General features: G+C 58.9%; 22 protein-coding genes. 6 read left to right on the top strand and 16 right to left on the bottom strand.

Annotated features, from left to right (window positions below):
- Positions 1-390: 390 nt before the first annotated feature.
- Positions 391-639 carry a hypothetical protein gene (locus AC1DSG_RS13635; RefSeq protein WP_477791350.1) on the bottom strand — a complete coding sequence of 83 codons (249 nt, stop codon included), beginning with the start codon at positions 637-639 and terminating at the stop codon, positions 391-393.
- Positions 640-650: 11 nt separating this feature from the next.
- A complete protein-coding gene (locus AC1DSG_RS13630; protein WP_477791349.1) occupies positions 651-1,211 on the bottom strand; it encodes a YbhB/YbcL family Raf kinase inhibitor-like protein in 561 nt (186 codons plus the stop codon).
- Between the two features lie 139 nt (positions 1,212-1,350).
- Here AC1DSG_RS13630 and AC1DSG_RS13625 point away from each other — a divergent pair, with 139 nt between their 5' ends.
- Positions 1,351-2,880 carry an FAD-dependent oxidoreductase gene (locus tag AC1DSG_RS13625; protein WP_477791348.1) on the top strand — a complete coding sequence of 510 codons (1,530 nt, stop codon included), beginning with the start codon at positions 1,351-1,353 and terminating at the stop codon, positions 2,878-2,880.
- Positions 2,881-2,955: 75 nt separating this feature from the next.
- Here the strand turns inward: AC1DSG_RS13625 and AC1DSG_RS13620 are convergent, their stop codons facing one another.
- The 9 genes from AC1DSG_RS13620 to AC1DSG_RS13580 form a co-directional block, all read right to left on the bottom strand.
- Positions 2,956-4,464, bottom strand: a complete 1,509-nt coding sequence (locus AC1DSG_RS13620; protein WP_477791347.1) for a YdgA family protein — start codon at positions 4,462-4,464, stop codon at positions 2,956-2,958.
- Positions 4,465-4,759: 295 nt separating this feature from the next.
- A complete protein-coding gene (locus AC1DSG_RS13615) occupies positions 4,760-5,395 on the bottom strand; it encodes an NADH:ubiquinone oxidoreductase subunit N (RefSeq protein WP_477791346.1) in 636 nt (211 codons plus the stop codon).
- An 83-nt stretch (positions 5,396-5,478) separates the two neighbouring features.
- A complete protein-coding gene (locus AC1DSG_RS13610; RefSeq protein ID WP_477791345.1) occupies positions 5,479-6,927 on the bottom strand; it encodes an efflux transporter outer membrane subunit in 1,449 nt (482 codons plus the stop codon).
- Positions 6,924-7,811, bottom strand: a complete 888-nt coding sequence (locus tag AC1DSG_RS13605; RefSeq protein WP_477791344.1) for an efflux RND transporter periplasmic adaptor subunit — start codon at positions 7,809-7,811, stop codon at positions 6,924-6,926. Before AC1DSG_RS13605 ends, AC1DSG_RS13610 begins: the two co-directional genes overlap by 4 nt.
- Positions 7,808-8,017, bottom strand: coding sequence for a DUF1656 domain-containing protein (locus AC1DSG_RS13600; protein WP_223520504.1), 210 nt, complete (start codon positions 8,015-8,017; stop codon positions 7,808-7,810). Before AC1DSG_RS13600 ends, AC1DSG_RS13605 begins: the two co-directional genes overlap by 4 nt.
- Entirely contained in the window at positions 8,014-10,086 is a 2,073-nt protein-coding gene (locus tag AC1DSG_RS13595; protein ID WP_477791343.1) for an FUSC family protein, read from the bottom strand. Before AC1DSG_RS13595 ends, AC1DSG_RS13600 begins: the two co-directional genes overlap by 4 nt.
- The gene (locus AC1DSG_RS13590) at positions 10,083-10,511 is read right to left on the bottom strand and encodes a MarR family winged helix-turn-helix transcriptional regulator (RefSeq protein WP_477791342.1); all 429 of its coding nucleotides are present in this window, start codon (positions 10,509-10,511) and stop codon (positions 10,083-10,085) included. Before AC1DSG_RS13590 ends, AC1DSG_RS13595 begins: the two co-directional genes overlap by 4 nt.
- Positions 10,512-10,661: 150 nt before the next feature.
- The gene (locus tag AC1DSG_RS13585; protein WP_477791341.1) at positions 10,662-10,907 is read right to left on the bottom strand and encodes a DUF2789 domain-containing protein; all 246 of its coding nucleotides are present in this window, start codon (positions 10,905-10,907) and stop codon (positions 10,662-10,664) included.
- 117 nt (positions 10,908-11,024) lie between these two features.
- The gene (locus AC1DSG_RS13580; RefSeq protein WP_477791340.1) at positions 11,025-11,486 is read right to left on the bottom strand and encodes an aminoacyl-tRNA deacylase; all 462 of its coding nucleotides are present in this window, start codon (positions 11,484-11,486) and stop codon (positions 11,025-11,027) included.
- Between the two features lie 198 nt (positions 11,487-11,684).
- Here AC1DSG_RS13580 and AC1DSG_RS13575 point away from each other — a divergent pair, with 198 nt between their 5' ends.
- Together AC1DSG_RS13575 and AC1DSG_RS13570 are read left to right on the top strand one after the other, a co-directional pair.
- Positions 11,685-12,218, top strand: coding sequence for an NfeD family protein (locus AC1DSG_RS13575; RefSeq protein ID WP_477791339.1), 534 nt, complete (start codon positions 11,685-11,687; stop codon positions 12,216-12,218).
- A gap of 2 nt (positions 12,219-12,220) precedes the next feature.
- A complete protein-coding gene (locus AC1DSG_RS13570; RefSeq protein ID WP_477791338.1) occupies positions 12,221-12,979 on the top strand; it encodes a slipin family protein in 759 nt (252 codons plus the stop codon).
- Between the two features lie 31 nt (positions 12,980-13,010).
- Here AC1DSG_RS13570 and AC1DSG_RS13565 read toward each other — a convergent pair whose 3' ends face one another.
- The gene (locus tag AC1DSG_RS13565; RefSeq protein ID WP_477791337.1) at positions 13,011-14,582 is read right to left on the bottom strand and encodes a glycosyltransferase family 39 protein; all 1,572 of its coding nucleotides are present in this window, start codon (positions 14,580-14,582) and stop codon (positions 13,011-13,013) included.
- A 277-nt stretch (positions 14,583-14,859) separates the two neighbouring features.
- Between AC1DSG_RS13565 and AC1DSG_RS13560 the strand changes: the two genes are divergently transcribed.
- Together AC1DSG_RS13560 and AC1DSG_RS13555 are read left to right on the top strand one after the other, a co-directional pair.
- On the top strand, positions 14,860-15,225 hold the full coding sequence (locus AC1DSG_RS13560; RefSeq protein ID WP_477791336.1) for a type II toxin-antitoxin system RelE/ParE family toxin: 366 nt from the start codon (positions 14,860-14,862) through the stop codon (positions 15,223-15,225).
- Complete coding sequence (locus AC1DSG_RS13555) at positions 15,218-15,523, top strand: XRE family transcriptional regulator (protein ID WP_140671879.1); 306 nt, start codon at positions 15,218-15,220, stop codon at positions 15,521-15,523. Before AC1DSG_RS13560 ends, AC1DSG_RS13555 begins: the two co-directional genes overlap by 8 nt.
- 68 nt (positions 15,524-15,591) lie before the next feature.
- Here AC1DSG_RS13555 and AC1DSG_RS13550 read toward each other — a convergent pair whose 3' ends face one another.
- From AC1DSG_RS13550 to AC1DSG_RS13535, 4 genes are all read right to left on the bottom strand, one after another.
- Positions 15,592-17,166, bottom strand: a complete 1,575-nt coding sequence (locus AC1DSG_RS13550) for an efflux transporter outer membrane subunit (RefSeq protein ID WP_477791335.1) — start codon at positions 17,164-17,166, stop codon at positions 15,592-15,594.
- Positions 17,163-18,227, bottom strand: a complete 1,065-nt coding sequence (locus AC1DSG_RS13545) for an HlyD family secretion protein (RefSeq protein WP_477791334.1) — start codon at positions 18,225-18,227, stop codon at positions 17,163-17,165. Before AC1DSG_RS13545 ends, AC1DSG_RS13550 begins: the two co-directional genes overlap by 4 nt.
- Before the next feature lie 26 nt (positions 18,228-18,253).
- Positions 18,254-19,789, bottom strand: a complete 1,536-nt coding sequence (locus tag AC1DSG_RS13540; RefSeq protein ID WP_477791333.1) for an MFS transporter — start codon at positions 19,787-19,789, stop codon at positions 18,254-18,256.
- 126 nt (positions 19,790-19,915) lie between these two features.
- A complete protein-coding gene (locus tag AC1DSG_RS13535) occupies positions 19,916-20,836 on the bottom strand; it encodes a LysR family transcriptional regulator (RefSeq protein WP_477791332.1) in 921 nt (306 codons plus the stop codon).
- A gap of 263 nt (positions 20,837-21,099) precedes the next feature.
- On the opposite strand from AC1DSG_RS13535, the gene AC1DSG_RS13530 reads away from it, so the two are divergent.
- Positions 21,100-21,181: hypothetical protein (locus AC1DSG_RS13530; protein WP_477791351.1), on the top strand; the 82-nt coding region annotated here is incomplete at its 3' end.

Here is a 21,181-nt window from a genome sequence, read left to right as displayed (position 1 = left end):
GATTTCTCGCGGAGTAACTTGTGATGCTGATAATCTTGTTGACTATCAGTCTGACTCCACAAGCACCCACACGAATTGCTTGATTCAGTTGTTAAAGAGCGGTTGGTTAAGATCTTTCGTCTCAACCGAGCGGCGCATTCTACAGCAGCCTCTGTTGCTGTCAAGCGGTTATTTTCAGAAGTTTTCAAAGTTTCCTTTGTAACTTCAACCACTTGCGCTTTCGATCTCTCGTTAGCGGGAGGCGAATTCTACAGCGATCCAATCTTTCGTCAAGCATCTTTTTGAACTTTCTTGTCGTTTCCAAATGCCTGTACCGCATAAACCTTTTCAGCCCCCCTTCAGCGAGGCCTGCATCACTTGAAACCGCAGCCTGGATAAATCCGCGCGTTCCTACTCGGTCGTCCAGTCAAGATCGTCGTCCCACTCCTCATCCTCTTCGAAGTCGTCCTCATCAACCTCCTCTGCTTCCGGTTGATTAAGGAGGAACTCCTTACGACTCTCAGTAATTGCCCGCCTTAGCTCTTCCCCTTTCACGGGGCAGTTGAGCATTTGGGCGATGYGATCGATTTTCTTCGCCACGGCTTCCTCCAACGCATCGGCTATGCCCCGATAGTGCGCGCTTTCGGGCTCTGATGCCAAATGGCTGAATGTCAGCGGTGATAACGACGCACCACACTGCTGTTTTTCAGTACATGACCTTTGATTTTTTCCAGCAACTGCGTGCGCGTCAGGCCGGCAGGCAAGGCGTCCGGAGCGAGGTCCAGCGCGTACAGCTGAATAATGTAGTGATGTGCGCTGTCGCCGACTGGCGGGCATGGCCCCACATAACCGGAGTTGCCTTTACTGTTGGTGCCACCGACACCCTCAAGAGCTGATTTTGCTCCTACACCAGCCGGGATCTGGTGAGTGCCGGCTTTAATGCCGTAATGCACCCAATGATCTGCACCCTGCCCCTTCTGCCCGTCAGGGTCATGCATGACGATGGCATAACTCAACGTACCCGCCGGCCCGGCGTTCCAATTCAGCGCGGGTGACGCGTTGTGCCCGCCACAACCCGGAGCATCGCTGGCAGCGGCCGAGGTAAATAGCCGGTCATCCGTGACACCCGGGATGTTCAGGGTGAAACGTTCTTGGGCCTGTGCCGGAAATTGCACGCACAGGGCGACTGCAACGGCCGCAAACCAAGGTTTAAGAGAGGTCAATCGGGTCATTGCGGAGCACCTTGTGCTTGTAGGGCCGTCGTCGGCTTGCGAACTATAACGGTACCGTTGGTGAGGTGGCACCGGGAATTGGCTGAACCTCGCGTTACGCGCCAAACTCTTAAGTGAAACGTCTGCCTGGAGAGCCATCATGGCACTGCACCGCGTCGCCCCTTTCGCCGATGTGTCCGAAAATAGGGGCCTTGAAGCCCGGATCGCGGACACCAACATTGTTTTGCTGCGAGTGGGGGATCAACTACGCGCCTATCAAGGCGAATGTCCGCATGCCGGGGCACCTCTGGCGGAAGGTGCGGTGTGCCACGGACGCTTGATTTGCCCGTGGCACAAGGCCGCGTTCCGGATTGAAGACGGCGCTTTATGCGAGCCGCCGGCCCTGGACAGTCTCAAGCGCTATCCGCTGGAAGTCCGCAACGGCGAGATCTGGGTCGACGACCAGCCGATTGCCTATGCTCACACCCCGCCAGCGGACGACGAGCGAACGTTTGTCATCATCGGTGCAGGGGCAGCAGGCACAGCGTGTGCGGCAGCACTACGCGAAAAGGGTTTCGGCGGCCAGGTTCTGCTGATCGACCGCGAAGCCGACGCAGGCTACGACCGCACCGTCCTGAGCAAATATGTCATCGCCGGAAAAATGCCATCGGAAGAAATCCCGCCACTTCGTGATGACGCGTTTTATCGTGAGCAGCGCATAGAGCGCATCACCGGTGAAGTCGCCAGCCTGGATTCGTCGAACAAAACCCTGCGGCTGACCAATGGTCGGTCGTTGAGCTATGACGCCGCGCTGCTTGCCACCGGCGGCCAGCCCAATCCACTCACGCTGCCTGGCGCCGATTTGCCGCAAGTGTTCCTGCTGCGTTCAAAAGAGCAGGCGCTGCGAATTCTGCAGACGGCAAAACCTGGCCAGCGAGCGGTGATCATCGGTGACAGCTTTATTGCCATGGAATCCGCTTCAGCGCTGCGTGAATACGGATTGCACGTCACGGTCCTGGCCCGTCACGCCATTCCTTTCGCTGCACAATTCGGCGAAACCGTCGGCAAGGCGATTCGCGTCCTCCATGAGGCCAATGGCGTGGTATTTCACACCGATGGAGAAGCCTCCTATATAGAAGGCGCTAACAAGGTCGAGGCGGTGCACCTGGACAACGGTCAACGCTTGCCAGCGGATCTGGTGCTGGCCGGCATTGGCGTCAGCCCTGCAACCGATGCGTTTGCCGATCTGCCCAAGGAAAAAGACCGGTCGCTGAAGGTCGATGGGGGAATGCGCGTCACCGAGGGTTTGTGGGCAGCCGGAGATATCGCGACCTTCCCGCTCAACGGCCAGCCTCAGCGTATCGAGCATTGGCGGTTAGCCCAGCAACAGGCGCGAATCGCCGCCGCAAATATGCTTGGTGCTGACGAGCATTACCTCAACGTGCCGTATTTCTGGACCTGGCACTTTGGAAAAAACTACGACTACCTCGGCCACGCCGAAGCCTGGGACGAGGTCGAGTTCAAGGGTGATCCTTACCATCCACCCTTTATTGGCCTGTTCGGCAAAAACGGCGTGGTGGCCGCAGCGGTCGCCTGCGATGAGGAACGGGCCATGGCGCTGCTCGCCGAACGCATGAAACAGCCGTTGTCGGTGGACGAGGCGTGGCAGCTGATTCGGGACATTGGCTAGCGCACAAACACCCGCCAGCAAAACGCCCGACTTTTGCATATAGCAGAGGTCGGGCGTTGGTTTGAATCCTGGGTGTTATTCCTGGATTTCAGCACCGCCACCCAGTTTGCTCATTACGAAGCCGACAAACTCTTCAACGGTCATTTTCTGGCCATTTAATTCCACCTGATTGTTGGCGTAGTGCAATTTGCTGACGATGTTGTTGCCATCCAGTTTGGCGAACTGCGTACCGACCGCCATGCTGCTGAACATGTCGGCAGTGGCGGTCGCCTGGTCGGCGATGACCTTGGCGTCGGTCTGACCGTCAAGTTGGCTTTGCAYGGTGAGCAAGTCGACGAGCATCGGCTTGGACACTTGTACGTTGATATCCAATAGCGCAATCAACTGTAGGGTCAGTTGATCGGATGGCAGGTCCATGGACTGCGGTTTCGTCAGATCGAGCACCAGGTTCGCGCGACTTTCACCATTGGCGGTGTTGAACGACAGATTTTCCAGAGCCACCTGCGGGCCGGCGGCCAGCAGTTTTTCGAGGCCGGTTTTGAGTTGCGCCTCTTCGGCCGGGGTCAAGACCAGTTCTGGAGACGGCTCTCCAGCCGCAACGGCCTCGGCGACGGCTCTCTCGTAAGGCTGCAGTTTGGTCTGGTAAATCTGCATCAGCGACATGGTCGCCGGGATGTCGAGGTTTTTCAGGCTCACGGCCATTTGCGCAGCGCCGACAGCCTTGCCGTTCATCGACACCTCACCCACCTTGTAATCGGCACGCCCCGAAGCGCTGGTGCCCGACTCCGCAGTCAGGTTCTTCATTTCAAACTTCTTGAGGCCCAGTACCGATTGCTTGGCACCAAAGGTGGTTTTGCTGTCCGTCAGCTCCAGGGTGTTCTCGCCGGTGTAGTAGCCGTAGGGACTTTTTACCAGGTTGCTGGCCAGGGTCAGGCCATTAAGCTCAACCTTCACCGGGGTTTGATCTTCAGCCACGGTGCTCAGCGTCAGGCTGTTCATGTAGCCGTTGGCCTTGACCTTCTGGGCCTGGGCGCTGGCGGCGACGTCGAGGTTCAAACCAGAAAATTTCAGGGTGGATTTGTCATCCAGCACGGCTTCCAGCGGTTGCAATTCGAGGGTGCCGCTGGYGGAGTTGTCGTAACCAATGTTGACCACGCCCGTGAGCGGGGATTTGTCTTTGGCGGCGGCAAACCACTTCTCGGTAAGCGAGGTGCGCTCCAGTTCGTAGTGACTGGTGGCCATGACCGGCAACCACTTGAAAGAGACCAGGCGCGAAAACGGCAGCGGACCGTGTTCGATGTGGTCGGCAAACAGCAATTCAACCGGAGTTTCACCAAACATTTCGCCTTCGCCTTTGAGGCGGTAGTGCGCAGTGCTGCTGAACACATGACGCTCGAGCGACACCAGCTCCAACGATGCCGTGCCATTGGAACCGACCAGCGCGGCCTTCAGCTCTTTGTTGGCGTCGGCGATGGCGGTGTTCAACACGCCTTCGATCTTGGTCCCGGTGTACCAGGCACCGCCCGCACTGATTGCACCGATGGCTACGACGATTCCAAGTAGCACGCCTGCTGATTTATTCATGAATGACCCAGTCAATATCCGTTGTTTGAAGGTGTCGTCGTCTTCCCTGAACCCGTTTCGGGTTGCGGCTCGACTCCGCTAAAAGTGGCGTGGAGATTAGCATTGAGCGCACTGGGCGGCCCAATGATTAAAGGTTAAAGAGTGTCTATGGACTGCGCTGGGGGGGATTGAGAGTTTCGGCGGACTTGAAATCGCCATCGCGAGCAGGCTCGCTCCCACATGAGGTCTGTGATCTACACATAACCAATGTGGGAGCGAGCCTGCTCGCGATAGCGTCAGTTCAACCAACACAAATTCAGGAGTACTGAACTTCCATCTCATCCAACTGATGATCAAAGCTCTTGAGCCGCGCAGTCCACGTATACACCAGCACCTCAAAGTCCCGATTAATCACCGCCCCGCCCGTCACTTCCGAGCGTGGATCACAAACGTCCAACTGGTAGCGCTCCCGCGCCATGGCGGTGGCAACATCCGAAAGTTCGCGGGCGTTGTTGAGCCAGTGCCAGCCCTCCTCGGACACCTGCTTGTCCAGGGCCACGCATTGCTTCTTCAAGGTCTCGAGGCTTTTTTCCAGCGGTGTGCCGGTGAGCTCGCCCATGACTTCCTGAAACGTGCGCCCCGGCTGCCAGTAGCTGCCCCAGAAATATTGGTCAAACACCGTTTCGACACGACGCAACGCCACCTTGGTGTCCCATATCAACACCAGGGTCTTGCCTTGTTCGAATTGTCTTTTTTTGATGCACTGGCCCTGGACTGAAGCCCAGGCCACCACCACGATTGCCATCACGGCAATCAGGGCGCTGGCGCTGTCGAGAAACACCAACGCCTTATCGATCTGGTGGGCCAGCATGATGCCGTAGAAATAGGTGGCCGACAGCAAAACCAATGCCGCAATAGCGCACCAAAAGCCAGGAGCATAAGGGTTTTTCATTATTTTTAATCCCCATGAGCAACGCGAGCCTTGATCGATGAGGTCGACATGCGACCTCATCAAATCAAAGCATAGCAACGGCCTCAGGGTTTGCTGGTGTTCGCGGCTTGCGTTCGTCCGCTTTCCCAGCCGCCGCCCAGTGCGAGGAACAAATCGATCTGGCTCATGGCAACTTGCGTGTTGGCAGAGGCCAGTTGTGCTCGCACATCGGTGTAGGTGCGGGTCGCTTGCAAGTCCGCCAGGAACGACTCGCGACCTGCCTGGAAGAAGCGATGCGTCTGGTCTGCCGCCAGTTGCGCCGATTGCTCGGCGTCGGCCAATGCATCACGGCGCTGCAGCAATGCCGTGTACTGGGCCAGGCCGGTCTGGGTTTCGCGAATGGCGTTGAGCACCACGCCGTCAAAATGCGCCAGCGTACCTTGCGTTGTGGCTTCGGCCTCACGGATTCTCGCTCGGGAACCGTTGGACGGTACCGTCCAGGTCAATAGCGGGCCGAAGCCCCAGCGATTGGTCGATGCTTGCCCAAGGTTTTCCAGGATACCGACGGTGCCGACGCTCGCACCAATGCTGATGTCCGGGTACAACTCGCCAGTGGCAATGCCAATGCCGGCAGTCGCCGCCGCCAATCGGCGCTCAGCCTGCCGCACATCCGGCCGACGTTTGAGCAAGGCGGCACCGTCACCGACTGGCAGCAATTGGGTAATTTTCGGCAGCTCGGCACAGTCGCTGGTGCCTGCCGGTAATTGGTCGACCGGTTTGGCGAGCAACATCGACAAGCGGAACAAACCAGCCTGACGCGCCGCCTCGTAACGCGGCAAGTCAGCGCGCAAGGATTTGAATTGGGTTTGCGAACGGGTGACCTGGGTTTCATCGCCTCGCCCGGCGTCGCGCAAACGCTGGATCAGCGTCGTGCTCTGGGCCTGCAAATCGAGAGAATGCTGAGCAATTTCCCGTTCTTCGTTGGCCGCGCACACCTGGGTGTACGCCCGCACAACATCCGCTACCAAGGTGATTCGCGCCGTATCCGCGGCGGCTTGCGTCGCGTCGGCATTGGCTTTGGCCGCTTCAATCCCGCGCTGCAAAGTGCCGAACAGGTCGAATTGATAAGACGTGGTGATGCCGATGTCACCAACGTTGGCCACCGGTACTTTTTCAGGTAACAAAAAGGCTTCGCCGGACTCCTGCAAACGCTGGCCGCCGATCCTCACGCCGCCGCTCCAGCCGCCCGCCGCCTGAGCTTCGTCGACCTGAGCCCGCGCACGGGCAATACTCGCCGCCGCCACGCGCAAATCGGTATTGGACGCCATGGCTTGCTGCACCAGTTGGTCAAGGCGTGGATCTTTATACAAACGCCACCAATCGCTGGGCACCGGTGCCGAAACGACATTTTTGTCGTTCGCCRCCAAGTTGCCCTGCAAGTCTCCACGGTGAATGGCTGCTTCGTCAGGCAGGTGGTAATCCGGGCCAACCACCTGACAGGCCGACAGCAGCAAACCTAATCCGGCAACCGCCAAACCCGACGCCCTGCTCATTTCGCCGGCTCCTGCGATTGATCATCGATGATCGACACGGTCGCGGTGCGCCCGGCGATCATACGGAAGTCCGCCGGGACATCGTCGAAGGCGATCCGCACCGGAATCCGCTGCGCCAGCCGCACCCAGCTGAACGCCGGGTTAACGTTGGGCAGCAGGTTGCTGCCGATGGTGCGGTCGCGGTCTTCGATGCCGGCGACGATGCTTTCCACATGGCCGCGCAGCCGCGCACGGTCGCCGATCACCCGAATGTCGACGCTCTGGCCGACATGAATGCCGTCCAGTTTGGTTTCTTCGAAATAGCCGTCGATGTGGAATGAATTGCTGTCGACTACCGACAACACCGGCCGCCCGGCGGTGACGAACTCCTGCACACGCGGTGCGCGGTCGTTGATGTAGCCGTCGACCGGGCTGCGGATGGTCGAGCGGTCGAGGTTCAATTGAGCACTGTCCACCGCCACTTGAGCTTCCATCAACGCCACCTCTGCGCGAGCCACCCGCGATTGGCTTTCTTCCAGTTGCTCACCTGGCACCAAATTGCCGAGCCCACGGTTACGCTTGGCTTCGCGTTGTGCCTGAGCCAGGGTTTCCTGACGGTCGGCGACCGCGGCCTTGGCCTGACGCAGGGCCAGTTTGAAACGATCCTGATCGATGCTGAACAATACCTGGCCGCGTTTCACCAGCTGGTTGTCACGCACGTCCACTTGCTGAATCAGTCCGGAAACGTCAGGGGCGATTTGCACGATGTCGGCACGGATATGTCCGTCGCGGGTCCACGGCGCAAACATGTAGTACATCACCATGCGCCAGACCACGACGACGGCGAAGGTCACGATCAACAGGGTCAGCACCACGCGACCCAAGGTCAAAAAAGGTTTTTTCATGTCATCAGGTATCGACTGAGTGAGTCCACGGCGCCGAGCAGCAAAGCGTAGAGAGCCACGTTGAACAATGCCCGGTGCCAGACCAGACGGTAAAAGTGCAGGCGCATCAGCAACCCGTGCACCAGCAGGTAAAACACATACGTAATGCCCATCAATACCAGCAGCGTGGGCAGAAACACCCCGCTCAGATCCACATCACCGATCATAAAGGCGCTCCATCGATGCCATGGGGCAGCGGTTCTTCGAGTTCGCCCGAGCTGACGAATTCCACACCGGGCAATAACGCCAGACGCAGGCCACTCAGGGCATGCAGCAAATTCAGACGTGTGCCCTCATCGCACTCCGTATCCAGCGCACGGCGGGTGCGGTCGAGGGTCATCAGCAACGGGCTCGGTGCTGGCAGTCGCTCTCCCGCCTTGAGGCAGTCCTTGAAGTACTCACCGACTTCCCCGACCACTTGCTGCAGCAACGCTTGCGGTGCGCCGACCACGCGCGGGGTGTAAGCCAGCAGATCGAGCAGGTTCAGCGCCACGCGCACTTCGCGCAACGCGATGCCGGTGTCCTGGCCGGTTATGGCCAGACGCGGCAAGTGCTGCATCAGACGATCGAGCACTTTGATGCCCAATTGCCGGTGTTCGGCCAAGGTGGCCGGTTCGGTGAGGCCGACAATGTCGCGCCAACTGAAACGGGTCAGCCGCTTGGCCGCCAGTTCCGCACCAAACGGCCGGGCGATCAGGGTCCAGACAAAAGCAAACAACAACCCGATGGGACCGGCCAGGTTGGAGTTGGCAAAGCTGAGGAAGTCCGCGTCGTAGGCGCCCTGGATACTGATAAAGGACGAGGTGTTGACGAGGGTCAGCAGCATGCCCAGGTAAAACTGCGGCTTGACCGTCAGGGTGCCGATGCAGATGAACGGCACGGCAAACGCCAGCACCAGCATCGGGAAGTCGTGCAGGTTGGGCAGCACCAGAAACAGATACAGGCTGGCGAACACCACCGACATCGCGGTCCAGAAAAAGAACCGGTAAATCTGCGGCGCCGGGTCATCCATCGAGGCGAAAAAGCTGCACGCCACAGCGGCCAGAATCACCGCGGCCCCGCCATCGGTCCAGCCGAGCAGAATCCACAGCACCGAGGCTACGATAATGGCGGTGACCGTGGAGACTGCCGAATACAGCATCAATCCACGGTCGAGAAATGGCGACAGGCGCCCAAGGCGCCAGTGGCGATACACCGCCCGCCAGCTGTCCTGGCTTTCGCACTGGATGGCGTATTGCAGGCTGCGGCAGTCTTGCCACAGATCGATCCACTCGCCAAGGCGATACAACGCGTTGGAGAACAGCAGCTGTTTGCGATCATTCAAAGCTTCGGCGGACGGTTGCAGCGCTTCAAGCTGGTCTTTCAGTGCCTGCCAGCGAGCGAGGTCGGCGTCTTTGTGATTGAGCCACTCAGTGGTGGCCGCCAGCAACGGTGCGAACTTCTCCACCAGCTCGGGTGTGCGCCGCTCAAGGGCATACAGCGCGTCATCAAGGGCGTCGATCACCGGCAACAGGTGAATCATTCGCCCACGCAGTTCCTTGGTATTTCGCACCGTTTGCCGCCGCGCGCCCTCGTGCGGCAACTGACCGATCATCAATTCCAGGGTGTTGAAGGTCGCCACCATGGCGGAGCGCAGCGCGCTGACTTCATCAGGTTGCACCTGGCGGCTGAGGAAACGCAGGCTGTAAGTCGAGGCATCGGTAAACCACTTGCTCACCGCATCGTTGAACACCGGCGCCAGCCGTCGAGGCCAGAACATGGCGCCGACCACGGCAGCCACGGCGATGCCGAGGAAGATTTCTTCAGTCCGCGCTTCCGCGACGTCCCAAACCCCCAGCGGGTTGTTCACCACTGGCAAGGCGATCAGAGGCAAGGTGTAACCCGCCAGCATCAAGGCGTAGTTGTTGGCGGTGCGCAGGTGCAAGGACAGGAACAGCAAAATCCCGGTCCACAGCGCAATGACCACCACCAATACATAAGGACTCTGAACAAACATAGGCACGAACAGAACCGCTGCCGCCGCCCCGATAAAGGTGCCAATTGCACGGTAGAGCGCCTTGGAACTGGTAGGACCGACAAAGGGACTGGAAACGATGTAGACCGTGGCCATCGCCCAATACGGACGTGGCATTTGCATGAGCAGGGCGATGTACAACGCGATCATCGAGGCGGCAAAGGTGCGCACACCGTAGAACCAGTCTCGCGCCGCGGGCATACCGGTGAAAAATCCGTTCAAGGGTTGACCACCGACGGCGCATTCGCCGCTTCAAAGGCTCTCAATACCCGTAGCGTAGCTTCCAGATCGCTTTGATCGATGCCTTCAAGCACCTCATGACGCAACCGCACCAGCTCGATTTCGACCGCCTGCACCAGTTCGCGACCGGTTTCGGTCAGGCTCAGGCACTTGGCGCGCCGGTCATGGGCATCTTCGGTGCGGCAGACATAACCCGAATGACACAGCTGATCGAGCAAACGCACCAGGGACGGACTCTCCATCCCCGCGGCCTGCGCCACCGTCACCTGCCGCACGCCCTCGCCCAGGCGCCCGATCATCAACAATGGGACGGCGCAGGCTTCGGAGATTCCATAGTTGACCAGCGTGGTCTGGCAGATCTTCCGCCAATGCCTGGCGGCCACCACCATGGAGCTGCTGATGTTCATCTGGAGAGCGTCGAGGTTTTTCGGCACGAGGGGAAATACACACTGTTAGTTTGCTAACTATCAATATCGCATTTGGAGGGAAAGGTGGTCAAGTTTTGAAACAAATTGGCGCGATCAGAGCGACCGCGCGCATTTATGGATTTGGAATATTTATATCCCCCGCCCCTTCCTCAACAACACATCCAACTGATCCACCACCTCCGCCCAATCCGCATCATCCAAAATATCGTCACGCAAAAACTGCGCCTGGCTCTCGCTCCAGAAAAACGCATCCGCAAGGTGCAGTTCGGGCTTGAGCGGTGAGTGGGTGGCGATAAATTTGTCGATACTTTCGGCGTCATCCGCCAGACCGAGTTGCTTGAACAGGTTAGGCAGGGTGTGGGTTGGGGATTCCATGTCGGGCTCCTTTAGAAATAAAAAATTTATCGCGAGCAAGCTCACTCCCACATGGACACTCGGTCAACGGTGGGAGCGAGCCTGCTCGCGATGGCGGCAGCATTGACTACACAACACTCAGTAACTCAACTCCCTCACCTCGGCATGCGGCACCATTTTCAAAAACTGCGGCATGTCCATGCGCAGCAAATTGGTGTGATTTCCGGCTTCCAGATAGATGTCTTTCTGCCGGCTCACCAGCGGGTCGATGACCACGTCCAGCCCATAGGCCTCACCCAGTGCAGGCACAGCACCGCGTTCGCAATCATCGAACAGATGCGCCAGATTGCTTTCCCGGGAAACTTGCCATTCGCCGCTGCTGCGGACTTTGCTCAGGTCCAGGTGACGGCTGGCAGGCAGAACGGCCATCAGGTAATGCCCATGGTGATCGTCGAGGATGACCGACTTGGCCACCCGTTCGGCAGGAATACCCGCGAGCCGTGCCGTTTCAAGGCTGCTGGCCGAATGGGGGTGGGTGACGATGTCATATTCGCAGTGAGCCGTTTCCAGGCTTCTCTGCACGGTTTTTGCCATACGCATGATGCACCTCGGTGTCCGCACCAGTGACGGGCGGACGATGGTTAACGCTTTTCTTCGTACTAAAAGTCTAGGCCTGCCGGCACATTCCGGCGGGAAATCCGCCCATCGGACGCCGCCGAAAAGTGAGCAGAAATCAGATACGCCGGGGCTCAACTAAACTGTATACAGAGCCACCTGATGACTCTCGCGGAGGGTCAAGTGAATACTCGTTGCTGTGCCGTTGCGCTGCTGTTGGCGTTGAGCGGATCGGTGTACGCAGCCGATACCGTTGTGCTGCTGATGCCAAACCCGATCGGGATCTGGTTGATCACCTTTGGCATCGCTTTTCTGATCGCCGAGGCCGCGTTGCCCAATTACGGCGTGATCGGTTTGGGCGGCATTGTGATGTTCGTGATCGGCGCGGTAATTCTGACCAACTCCGAGATGCCTGTTCCCTTGATGATAGGCCTGGGGCTGGTGAGTGCCCTGCTGCTGATTTTCCTGCTGGTTCGCGCCCTGAAAACCCGACCGCGCCGCACGGTCAGCGGCGATGCCGGATTGCTGGGCAGCGTGACACCTGTCTTGTCGTTACAGCCCGGCAATGCTTGTAACGGCTGGGTGCATCTGCAAGGGGAGCGCTGGCAGGTTTCAAGCTCGACACCGCTGCAACCGGGGCAACACGTCCGGGTGGTGGCGCGAAAAGGGTTACTGTTGCAAGTGGCCGCGGCTGATGCGGCGCCGGTGGGAGAATAGTTATGGGCCTGCAAGTAGGTTTCGCCGCGCTACTGCTTTTACTGATTGCACTGGCAGGGTCGACCTTTCGCATCCTGCGCGAATACGAGCGCGGCGTGGTATTCCAGCTCGGACGCTTCTGGCAGGTCAAGGGCCCCGGTTTGATCCTGCTGATCCCGGTGGTCCAGCAAATGGTCCGCGTCGACCTGCGGACCATCGTCCTCGATGTGCCGCCGCAAGACGTCATCACCCGCGACAACGTCTCGGTCAAGGTCAATGCGGTGCTGTATTTCCGCGTGCTCGATCCGCAGAAGGCGATCATTCAGGTTGAAGATTTCCTCTCAGCCACCAGCCAATTGGCCCAGACCACACTGCGAGCGGTACTCGGTAAACATGAACTCGACGAACTGCTGGCCGAGCGCGAGCGGTTGAACATCGACATCCAGCAAGTGCTCGACGCCCAGACCGATGCCTGGGGCATCAAGGTTGCCAACGTCGAGATCAAACACGTGGACCTCAATGAATCGATGGTCCGCGCCATCGCCAAACAGGCCGAAGCCGAACGGGAACGACGGGCCAAAGTGATCCATGCCGAAGGTGAATTGCAGGCCTCGGAAAAACTCATGCAGGCAGCCGAAATGCTCGGCCGTCAACCTGGGGCCATGCAACTGCGGTACATGCAGACGCTCAGCTCGATCGCCGGGGACAAGAGTTCGACCATCGTCTTTCCCCTGCCGATCGAGTTGCTCAAGGGAATGGCGGATTTGTCGTCGAAGTCGTGAAAATTCGCAATTGCATCAGTTGCCAACCGTTTCAATGCCGCACAAACAAGCGCGCGTTAACCCATCCTGCCCGCGTTTCGCCAGCGTTCTGCCAGCCCGATGGCAGCGGCGCAAACTCGTCCGGCGCACCGACGGTGCCGATCAGCCACACACGCCCAGTGCCTTTGGGCAAGCTGTCGAGGCGGTCCAGATAAATGTCCCGGGTGACCAGCGTGCCGAAACCATAGGCGTTTGGCCGGCTCGCCCCACCATTGGCCAACAGTGGGGTGTACAGCAGCGGTTGGGTGTCGGTGCGATTGTAGTAAACGTAGGGGAGGTACCAGAGCATGTCGCTGGTGACAATCCGGTCGCCCGCAGCAAAATGCCGGTTAACGTAGTCGACCAATACGTTGATCTGATTGTTGGGATCGACCGAGGTGTTGTTCTTCAAACCGACCAGTTCGACGCCGACAAACAGCACCAGTACGGTCAGCGCCAGCACCCGAAAGCCTGAGTACAGGCGATCAATGGCCAGTGCGGCAATCATCGGCAACCCCAGTGCATAGGCCGTCAGGTAGCGTTCAATGAACACCGGCGAGATAAATGAAACGCCAAACACCAACAGCATCGGGAACACCGTATACATTACAAGCAGCACACTGCCGCGAATGACACTGCGGTCGCGCGCCAGCGCCACGCCAGTAATGACCAGCATTGCCAGCGGCAGCGCGATAAACAAAAGCGTCGGCAGGTTTTCGCCATCGTCTTGGGTCAGCAACGACCAGATCATCGACGGCAACGAGCTGAGCGTGACCGGCAACTCCCACCCCACATCGCCATTGGCTTTGAGCTGATCCATGTGTTGGATCAAATCGATCAGGTTCGGCACCCACGGCAGGTAAAGCAGCACGATTGCCACGTTCGCCAACCACCAGTCGGGGCGCTGAATACTGCGCAAACGATGTCCTGGCAGTACACGAATCATCCCCAGATACAGCCAGTGGCACAGCACGCACAGGGCGGTGAAGTAATGGGTGTAGAACGCCGCGCTCATCAGTAGCACATACGCCACCAGATAGCGTGTGCGCCGGGGCTGCCTGATCCAGTAAACCAGCGCAATCGTGGCGCCGATAAGCCACAGACCCAGTAGCGAGTACATCCGCACTTCCTGGCTGTAGCGCACCGCCGTCGGCAGCAACGCCAGCAGAAAACCCGCCAGCAATGCGGCACGCCGGGTGGCGATCAAGTCCATCAGCCAGACGCCGAGCCATACCGTGGCGATTCCAGGCAGAGCGCTGAGACAGCGGATCGAGAAAATACCGTCGCCGAACAAGTCGATCCAGCCATGCAGCAGCACGAAATACAGTGGAGGGTGCACATCACGGGCCGCATGCACCCATATTTCAGCCACTGAGTAGTGGCTCATCAGTAAGCTTGACCCTTCGTCGCCCCAGATGGCCGACGCCGTCAGATCGTAGAAACGCACCAAAGCGGCTAACGCCAGAATCGGCAACAGCCAGTGTTCCTGCGCCCACCGCAACCAACGCTGCACAACCGCCCAGCCACCGGGCACTGCGTGCGGATCCTGAGTGCCGCCAAGTGATGTTTCTCTGCGCGCTTCCATTGCCTCCCCTCGCACTGGCCCGAGATCATGAAGCTTATGGATCACTGTAAGACGGTGCAGGTTCGTCGTCGATGCTGGCTTTACGACTAATGACGTTCGCGACTGACTCTCCCAGCCAGATGAGCGCAGGCTATGACCGTTCGGGTGCGCGTCAAGCGCGGAGCAGCCACTTAATTAGAGAATCGAAGAAGCTGGTCAGATTTCGCCGGGCAAATTGATTCAATACATCGAAAATATAACCCTGAAGGAATATTCCATTGAGTGCATATTCCGTGTCATGAATTGGGATATTGAATTTACCGACGAGTTCGGCGACTGGTGGGCAGAGCTAAGCGAAAGCGAGCAGAGTTCTGTGGCGGCAAGCGTAAAGCTGCTGGGCCAGTTCGGCCCGGCGCTGAAGTTTCCCCACAGTTCTGGCATAAACGGCTCACGGCACGGCCATCTCAGGGAATTACGGGTTCAACACGCGGGACGTCCTTATCGCATCCTTTACGCATTTGATCCCAGGCGGTGTGCTTTGTTGTTGATTGGTGGTGATAAAACCGGTCAGGATCGATGGTATGAAGTCAATGTACCGCTGGCCGATCAGCTGTACGATGAGCATCTCGACACATTGCGCAAAGAGGGTCACAACAATGGCTAAGAAATTTGCCGAACTTGAAGCGCGGATGACACCCGAATCCCGGGCGCGCGCCGAGTCGATTTATGAACAACACATCAAGGAAATGCCATTACACGAATTGCGTCAGGCCAAAGCGCTCAGCCAGGCCACGCTCGCTGAAACGCTGCATATTAATCAAGCAGCAATTTCAAAGATGGAACGTCGCACGGATATGTACATAAGCACATTACGTAACTACATCCGTGCAATGGGCGGTGAACTTGAAATAATCGCTACTTTTCCAGATGGTCAGATAAAAATCGAAAACTTTGCTAGTTGAGCAGCCTGCTGGCTGCTCTAACGCGTCGAAAGCTTTAAAGACAGACCAGCCAGATTTACACGAGTGAGTTAAGGCTGCGACCTCTCCACCACCGGATACACCGACTCCCAACCCCCGCCCAACGCCTTGTACAACCCCACCATCGCCAGCGACACCCCGGTCGAACTCTCCACCAACTGTTCCTGAGTCGCCAACAACGCACCTTGCACCGTGAGCACATTGACGAAGTCCACCACGCCTTCGGTGTATTGCTGCTGCGCAGTGCGCAGGGCGATCTGGTTTTGGCGGACGGCTTCGGCAAGGCTGTCGCGTCGCAGTTGACGGGCGTTATAGGCGGTCAGTTGATCGTCGATTTCATGCCAGGCGCGCAACACGGTTTGCTGGTAGGCGATGGCGGCTTCCTGTTGCTGGGCTTCACGCAAGTTCAGCACGCCGCGCAGACGACCGCCGTCAAACAGCGGCAGGCTGAATTGCGGGCCGATGCCGAACGACCGCGAGCCCCACGAACCTAAATCGCTGAGCTGCATGGCTTGTGAGCCCACGTTGCCTGACAGAGTGATCCGCGGGTAGAAGTCACCCTTGGCCACGCCGATACTCGCCGTAGCGGCATGCAGCTGCGCTTCTGCCTGGCGGATATCCGGGCGGCGTTCGGCCAGTTGCGACGGCAGGCCGATAGCGACCTGTCGCGGGGTCTGCGGCACGGGCGCCTCTGTGGATAACTCGGCGTATAGCGCTTGCGGCGGTTCGCCCATCAACAGGCTCAACGCGTTGATCAGTTGCGACTGGCGCTGCTCCAGCTCGGGCAGGCGCGATTCGATGGCAGCGACTTGAGCGGCGGCTTCGGCGACGTCCAGATCAGTGGCAACACCGTCGGCCAGGCGCAGTTGCGAGAGCTTCAAACTGTGGCGGGCGACATCGAGGTTCTGTTCGGTGACGGCCCGAGTGCTTTGCACGCCGCGCAGCTGAATGTAGTCCTGAGCGGTTTCTGCGAGCACCGACAGCAATACACCCCGACGATCGTTTTCGGCCACTTCAAGCGTGGCGTCAGCGGCTTCGGTTTGCCGGCGCACGCGCCCCCAGAAATCCAGCTCCCAAGACGCAGAGAAGCCGGCGTCCCACAGGTTGAATGCCGAGTCACCGTTATGTCCCGATGGGTCGTTCAAGCCTTCGCCGCTGTAACGTTTGCGTCCATAGCTGCCAGCGGCCGCCGTGCTGGGATAACGGTCGGCGGTGATCACCTGGCGCGCGTCGCGGCTTTGCTGTAAGCGGCTGCTGGCGAGTTTCAAGTCAAGGTTGTCGGTCAGGGCGCGCTGCGTCAGTGCGGTAAGTTTGGGGTCGTTGAAGACCTCCCACCAGCGTTCGTTCATGTCGACTGTGACCGTTTCACTGGCGGCGGATTTAGCTGGTTTCGACCACTCGGTGATTTGTTGTGCTTGAGGTTTCTGGAAGTCGGGGCCTACGGTGCAGGCTGACAGGCTCATGATCAGCAAGGTGCAAAAGGTGAGTTGAGACCACCGGCCTCTTCGCGAGCAGGCTCGCWCCCACAGGGGACCTCCTTTTGGGCAGAGATTGTGTGCATTGAACCRATTCAAGGTGGGTGCGAGCCTGCTCGCGATGACGTCTGCCGAGCCAAACATTTTCATCGCTGAGTCACCTCATGCGACACCGCGCTTGCAGTATCAATACTCGCCTCCACCGACATTCCCACTCGCAACCGCGAAGCCAATGCCTGCCCCGGCTCCAGAACGATTTTTACCGGAATTCGCTGCACTACCTTGGTGAAGTTTCCCGTGGCGTTGTCCGGTTTGATCGAGGCGAATGTCACCCCCGTCGCCGGGGCAATGCTCTCGACCCGACCGTTCAGGGCTTCACCGCCGAGGCTGTCGACCCGTACCTGCACGTTCTGCCCCGGTTGTACGTTGGTCAGTTGAGTTTCTTGAAAATTAGCGACCACGTAAGCCTGTGCCAGCGGCACCACTGCCAGTATCTTGCTGCCCGGAGTCACATAGGCGCCAACTCGCACGGCGCGCTCGCCGACCATGCCGTCCTGTGGCGCAACAATGCGCGTGTAAGACAGCTCGTAACTGGCGATTTCCAGGGCAGCTTGCGCCCGTTTCAATCCACCTTCCGCGGCGTCGCATTGGGCGGTCAGGATGTCCACCTGCTTGCGTTCCGCCGACAGCACTGCCGTTGCATTGGCCAACCGCGCGTTAGCCTGGTCGATACGCGTGCGCGCTTGCTGAGCATTCTGCACCGTACCGGCCCCAACGCCAGCCAGGTGGTTGTAGCGGTTCAACTCATGCTCGGCGAAGGCCATTTCAGCCTTGGCCGATACCACCGAGGCTTGAGCCTGAGCGATCACTGAAGCCTGGCGCTCAAGGGTCGCCCGGGCATTTTGCAACTGCGCCCTGGCCACCAGGGTTTCGGCATCAGCCGCTTGGGCCGCGGCTCGCAGATCACGATCATCGATCAACGCCAGCAACTGACCAGCCTTGACCTGCTGGTTGTCTTCCACCAGCACGTCCTTGATAAACCCGGCCACGCGCGGGACCACCAGCGTGAAGTCGGCCGAGACAAAGGCATCATTGGTTTTTTGCTGCGTGCGCTGACCGAAAAGGCCGGGCGTCAGCAGATAAATCAGCACGCCGACCGCCAAAACCGTGGCGACACCGACAGCCACTTTTTGCTTTGTTTGAATCGTCATAAAAGCCTTCTATTTCAGTGAAGCGATCAAGTCGGCGCGCGCGGTGGATAAACCCGCGTCGGCAGCCAGAAAATCAGCAGGATCAACGCCAGTGCGACGCCCGCCATGCACAGATAAAGATCGGAAGAAGTCAGCACCACGGCTTGCTCATGCAGTCGATGGGCGAGACCTGCGCTGTCACTGTCGGCCAGTGGCGAATTACCGAGGTTGTCCACCAACATGGTCGAGTGGAAGTGCAGCCTGGACGTGGTCAACGCCTCAATGACGCCGGTAGCGATCACCGCTGACAGGCCTTTCACGGTGTTGAACCAGGCCGAGGCGTACGGTCCTTCCATTGGTGAAATGCTGCCGGTCGAGAGCATCAGCAGTGGCAGCACTGCCATCGGCTGTCCGAAGATTTGCAGCCATTGCAGCCCGTAGAAATCGTCACGAATCCACGCTGACGTCAGCTGTGAACCGCCGATGCAAGACAGCGCCAACATGCTCAAGCCAATACCCAGCACCCAGCGGCAATCAACCCATCGCAAGTTGCACAACGCCGCCACCAACGGCAGCGCAATCAACTGCGGCAACGCCGCCAACAGCGTGATCGGCGCCGTCTGGATGGGGCGATAACCCTGCACCTGCGCCAGATAAGCGGACGGAATGATGATCACCGCCAGCAACACCACCAGCACCCCGGCCAAGGTGAGCAAGGCGAAGGACAAGTTGCGGATGCCGAGCATCTGCATCTTGAAAAATGGAATCGGTTGCGACCATTCATTGATCAGGAACAGCACCAACAACACGAGTCCGCCGCCGAGCAATCCGCAAATCAGGCTCGACTCGAACCAGTCCAGCCGATTTCCCTGCAGAACGCCGATCACCAGCATGCAGATCGCCGGAAACCCCAGCAGCAGACCGCGCCAGTTGAAGTGCCTGAAGCGCTCCAGGCGCAGCGGGTCCTGTGGCAAACCGTAAGCCACCGCCACCAGGGCGATCAGGCACGGCACGATGATTTGCCAAAACGTCCATTGCCAACCGACATACTCGGTCCACAACCCGGCCAATGGCGTGCCGAGGCCGGGGCCGAAGGTGGCTGTCAGGGCATAACCGGCCAAGCCATAGAGCTTCACATTGGCCGGCAAGAATCGCAGCGCCACGRTCATCAACATCGGTGGCAACGCGCCGCCCGCCAGACCTTGCAACGTGCGCAGGACCAGCAGGCTTTCGTAGTTCGGGGCGAACGGACTCAACGCGCCTAACAACGTGAAGACGCTAATGGCGCAGAGAGTGAAACGCCGCAAAGAAAACGTCACCGAGCACCATGGCGCAAACGCCATGGCCGCCACCGAGGTCGCGGTGTAACTGGCGACCAACCAGGTGCCTTCGTCGTAGCCGATGGCCAACGCGCCGCGAATGTCCGCCAGGGCAACCTTGGTCACCATCTCGTTCAGTCCCGAGACCAGCACCGCCAACAACACGCCCACCAGACCGATAATGATCCGTGGGCCGAAGATCGGTGGCGTGACGGCGGCTGGAGAGGTCGCGGCGAGGGGTGCCGTGACCATGAGGGAAGTCATTACTGCTTGCTCCGGGGTTTTAGTACCGAAGCATTCTAAGAAGTGCGAGGACTGACGAAAATTGACTTATCGACAGGTTATAAATGCGCCAGACGCAACAATACAAAAACCCTTGTGGAACAAATTTCAGGTGGGTTGCGCCTCTAGCCACGTCTCTTCACAACAGGTCTTGAGGGTTTGACGCAGCCAGCGGTGAGCCGGGTCATTGTCAAACCTGGGGTGCCAGGCCTGAGTCAGCATCAGGGTGGGCAGCGGAATCGGCAGCGTGAACGAGCGCAGTTTCAAGCCCAACCGCCGCACGCTTAGCAGCGCTTCCTTGGGCACCGGCAGAATCAGATTGGAATCCGGCAGCGCGAACATCGCCGCATGGAAGCTCGGCGCAATCACCGCCACCCGCCGCTCCAGCCCCAAAGCGTTGAGTGCCGTGTCGATCGGCCCGCGAGCGATACCGCGACGGGACATGCTGATATGAGAAAAACCGGCGTATCGCTCGGCGGTAATCTCGTCATCGAACAGAGGATGATCCTCGCGCACCAAGCCGACAAAGTGCGTAGAGAACAGGTTCTGCACTTTCACTTCCGGCATGACGGGACGATTGTTGCTCACACTTAAATCGATCCGCCCTTCACGCAGCGCTTCATCATCGCCATCGCCTTCGGGCACAAAGCGCAATTCACAATGCGGCGCTTGGCGCTCCATCGTGTCAAAAAGCTTGCCGCCATAGACGCCGACGAAAAAGTCATTGGCGCGGATGCTGAACCGCCGGCGCAACGAACCGAGGTCTACCACATCGGCCGAGCGAAACAGCAACGCGGCCTGCTCCACCACATCGCGCACCTGCTCACGCAATTCCAGCGCCTTGGGGGTCGGCACCAAACCACGACCGGCACGCACCAGGATCGGGTCGCCGATGGCCTCGCGTATCCGCGTTAGCGTGCGGCTCATGGCCGCCGGGCTGAGGTTCATCCGCCGTGCAGCGCCGACCACACTGCCTTCATCGAGCAAAGCGTCGAGGGCGACCAACAGGTTCATGTCCGGGAGCTGCATGCTGAGCACTCGTGGCTGATCTGGATTGATTCAGGCGCAATGCTAGCAAACATCCCCCAATTAATGTGGTGGCTGGGCTGGCCCCATCGCGAGCAGGCTCGCTCCCACAGGGGTTATGTGTCGATCACATAGTCTGCATCCACTGAAGATCCACTGTGGGAGYGAGCCTGCTCGCGATGGGGCCAGCCCAGCCACCACATTAATTGGGGGATGTTTGCTAGCATTGCGCCTGAATCAATCCAGATCAGCCACGAGTGCTCAGCATGCAGCTCCCGGACATGAACCTGTTGGTCGCCCTCGACGCTTTGCTCGATGAAGGCAGTGTGGTCGGCGCTGCACGGCGGA

The organism is Pseudomonas sp. P5_A12 (assembly GCF_056400685.1).
This window is presented reverse-complemented; position numbering and strand designations above follow the sequence as displayed.

What these genes read in the sequence shown, in the direction of transcription:
- AC1DSG_RS13630 (WP_477791349.1), bottom strand. Translation starts at nt 1,211, where the DNA reads ATGACCCGATTGACCTCTCTTAAACCTTGGTTTGCGGCCGTTGCAGTC.
- AC1DSG_RS13625 (WP_477791348.1), top strand. Translation starts at nt 1,351, where the DNA reads ATGGCACTGCACCGCGTCGCCCCTTTCGCCGATGTGTCCGAAAATAGG.
- AC1DSG_RS13615 (WP_477791346.1), bottom strand. Translation starts at nt 5,395, where the DNA reads ATGAAAAACCCTTATGCTCCTGGCTTTTGGTGCGCTATTGCGGCATTG.
- AC1DSG_RS13605 (WP_477791344.1), bottom strand. Translation starts at nt 7,811, where the DNA reads ATGAAAAAACCTTTTTTGACCTTGGGTCGCGTGGTGCTGACCCTGTTG.
- AC1DSG_RS13600 (WP_223520504.1), bottom strand. Translation starts at nt 8,017, where the DNA reads ATGATCGGTGATGTGGATCTGAGCGGGGTGTTTCTGCCCACGCTGCTG.
- AC1DSG_RS13590 (WP_477791342.1), bottom strand. Translation starts at nt 10,511, where the DNA reads ATGAACATCAGCAGCTCCATGGTGGTGGCCGCCAGGCATTGGCGGAAG.
- AC1DSG_RS13585 (WP_477791341.1), bottom strand. Translation starts at nt 10,907, where the DNA reads ATGGAATCCCCAACCCACACCCTGCCTAACCTGTTCAAGCAACTCGGT.
- AC1DSG_RS13580 (WP_477791340.1), bottom strand. Translation starts at nt 11,486, where the DNA reads ATGCGTATGGCAAAAACCGTGCAGAGAAGCCTGGAAACGGCTCACTGC.
- AC1DSG_RS13570 (WP_477791338.1), top strand. Translation starts at nt 12,221, where the DNA reads ATGGGCCTGCAAGTAGGTTTCGCCGCGCTACTGCTTTTACTGATTGCA.
- AC1DSG_RS13565 (WP_477791337.1), bottom strand. Translation starts at nt 14,582, where the DNA reads ATGGAAGCGCGCAGAGAAACATCACTTGGCGGCACTCAGGATCCGCAC.
- AC1DSG_RS13560 (WP_477791336.1), top strand. Translation starts at nt 14,860, where the DNA reads ATGAATTGGGATATTGAATTTACCGACGAGTTCGGCGACTGGTGGGCA.
- AC1DSG_RS13555 (WP_140671879.1), top strand. Translation starts at nt 15,218, where the DNA reads ATGGCTAAGAAATTTGCCGAACTTGAAGCGCGGATGACACCCGAATCC.
- AC1DSG_RS13545 (WP_477791334.1), bottom strand. Translation starts at nt 18,227, where the DNA reads ATGACGATTCAAACAAAGCAAAAAGTGGCTGTCGGTGTCGCCACGGTT.
- AC1DSG_RS13535 (WP_477791332.1), bottom strand. Translation starts at nt 20,836, where the DNA reads ATGCAGCTCCCGGACATGAACCTGTTGGTCGCCCTCGACGCTTTGCTC.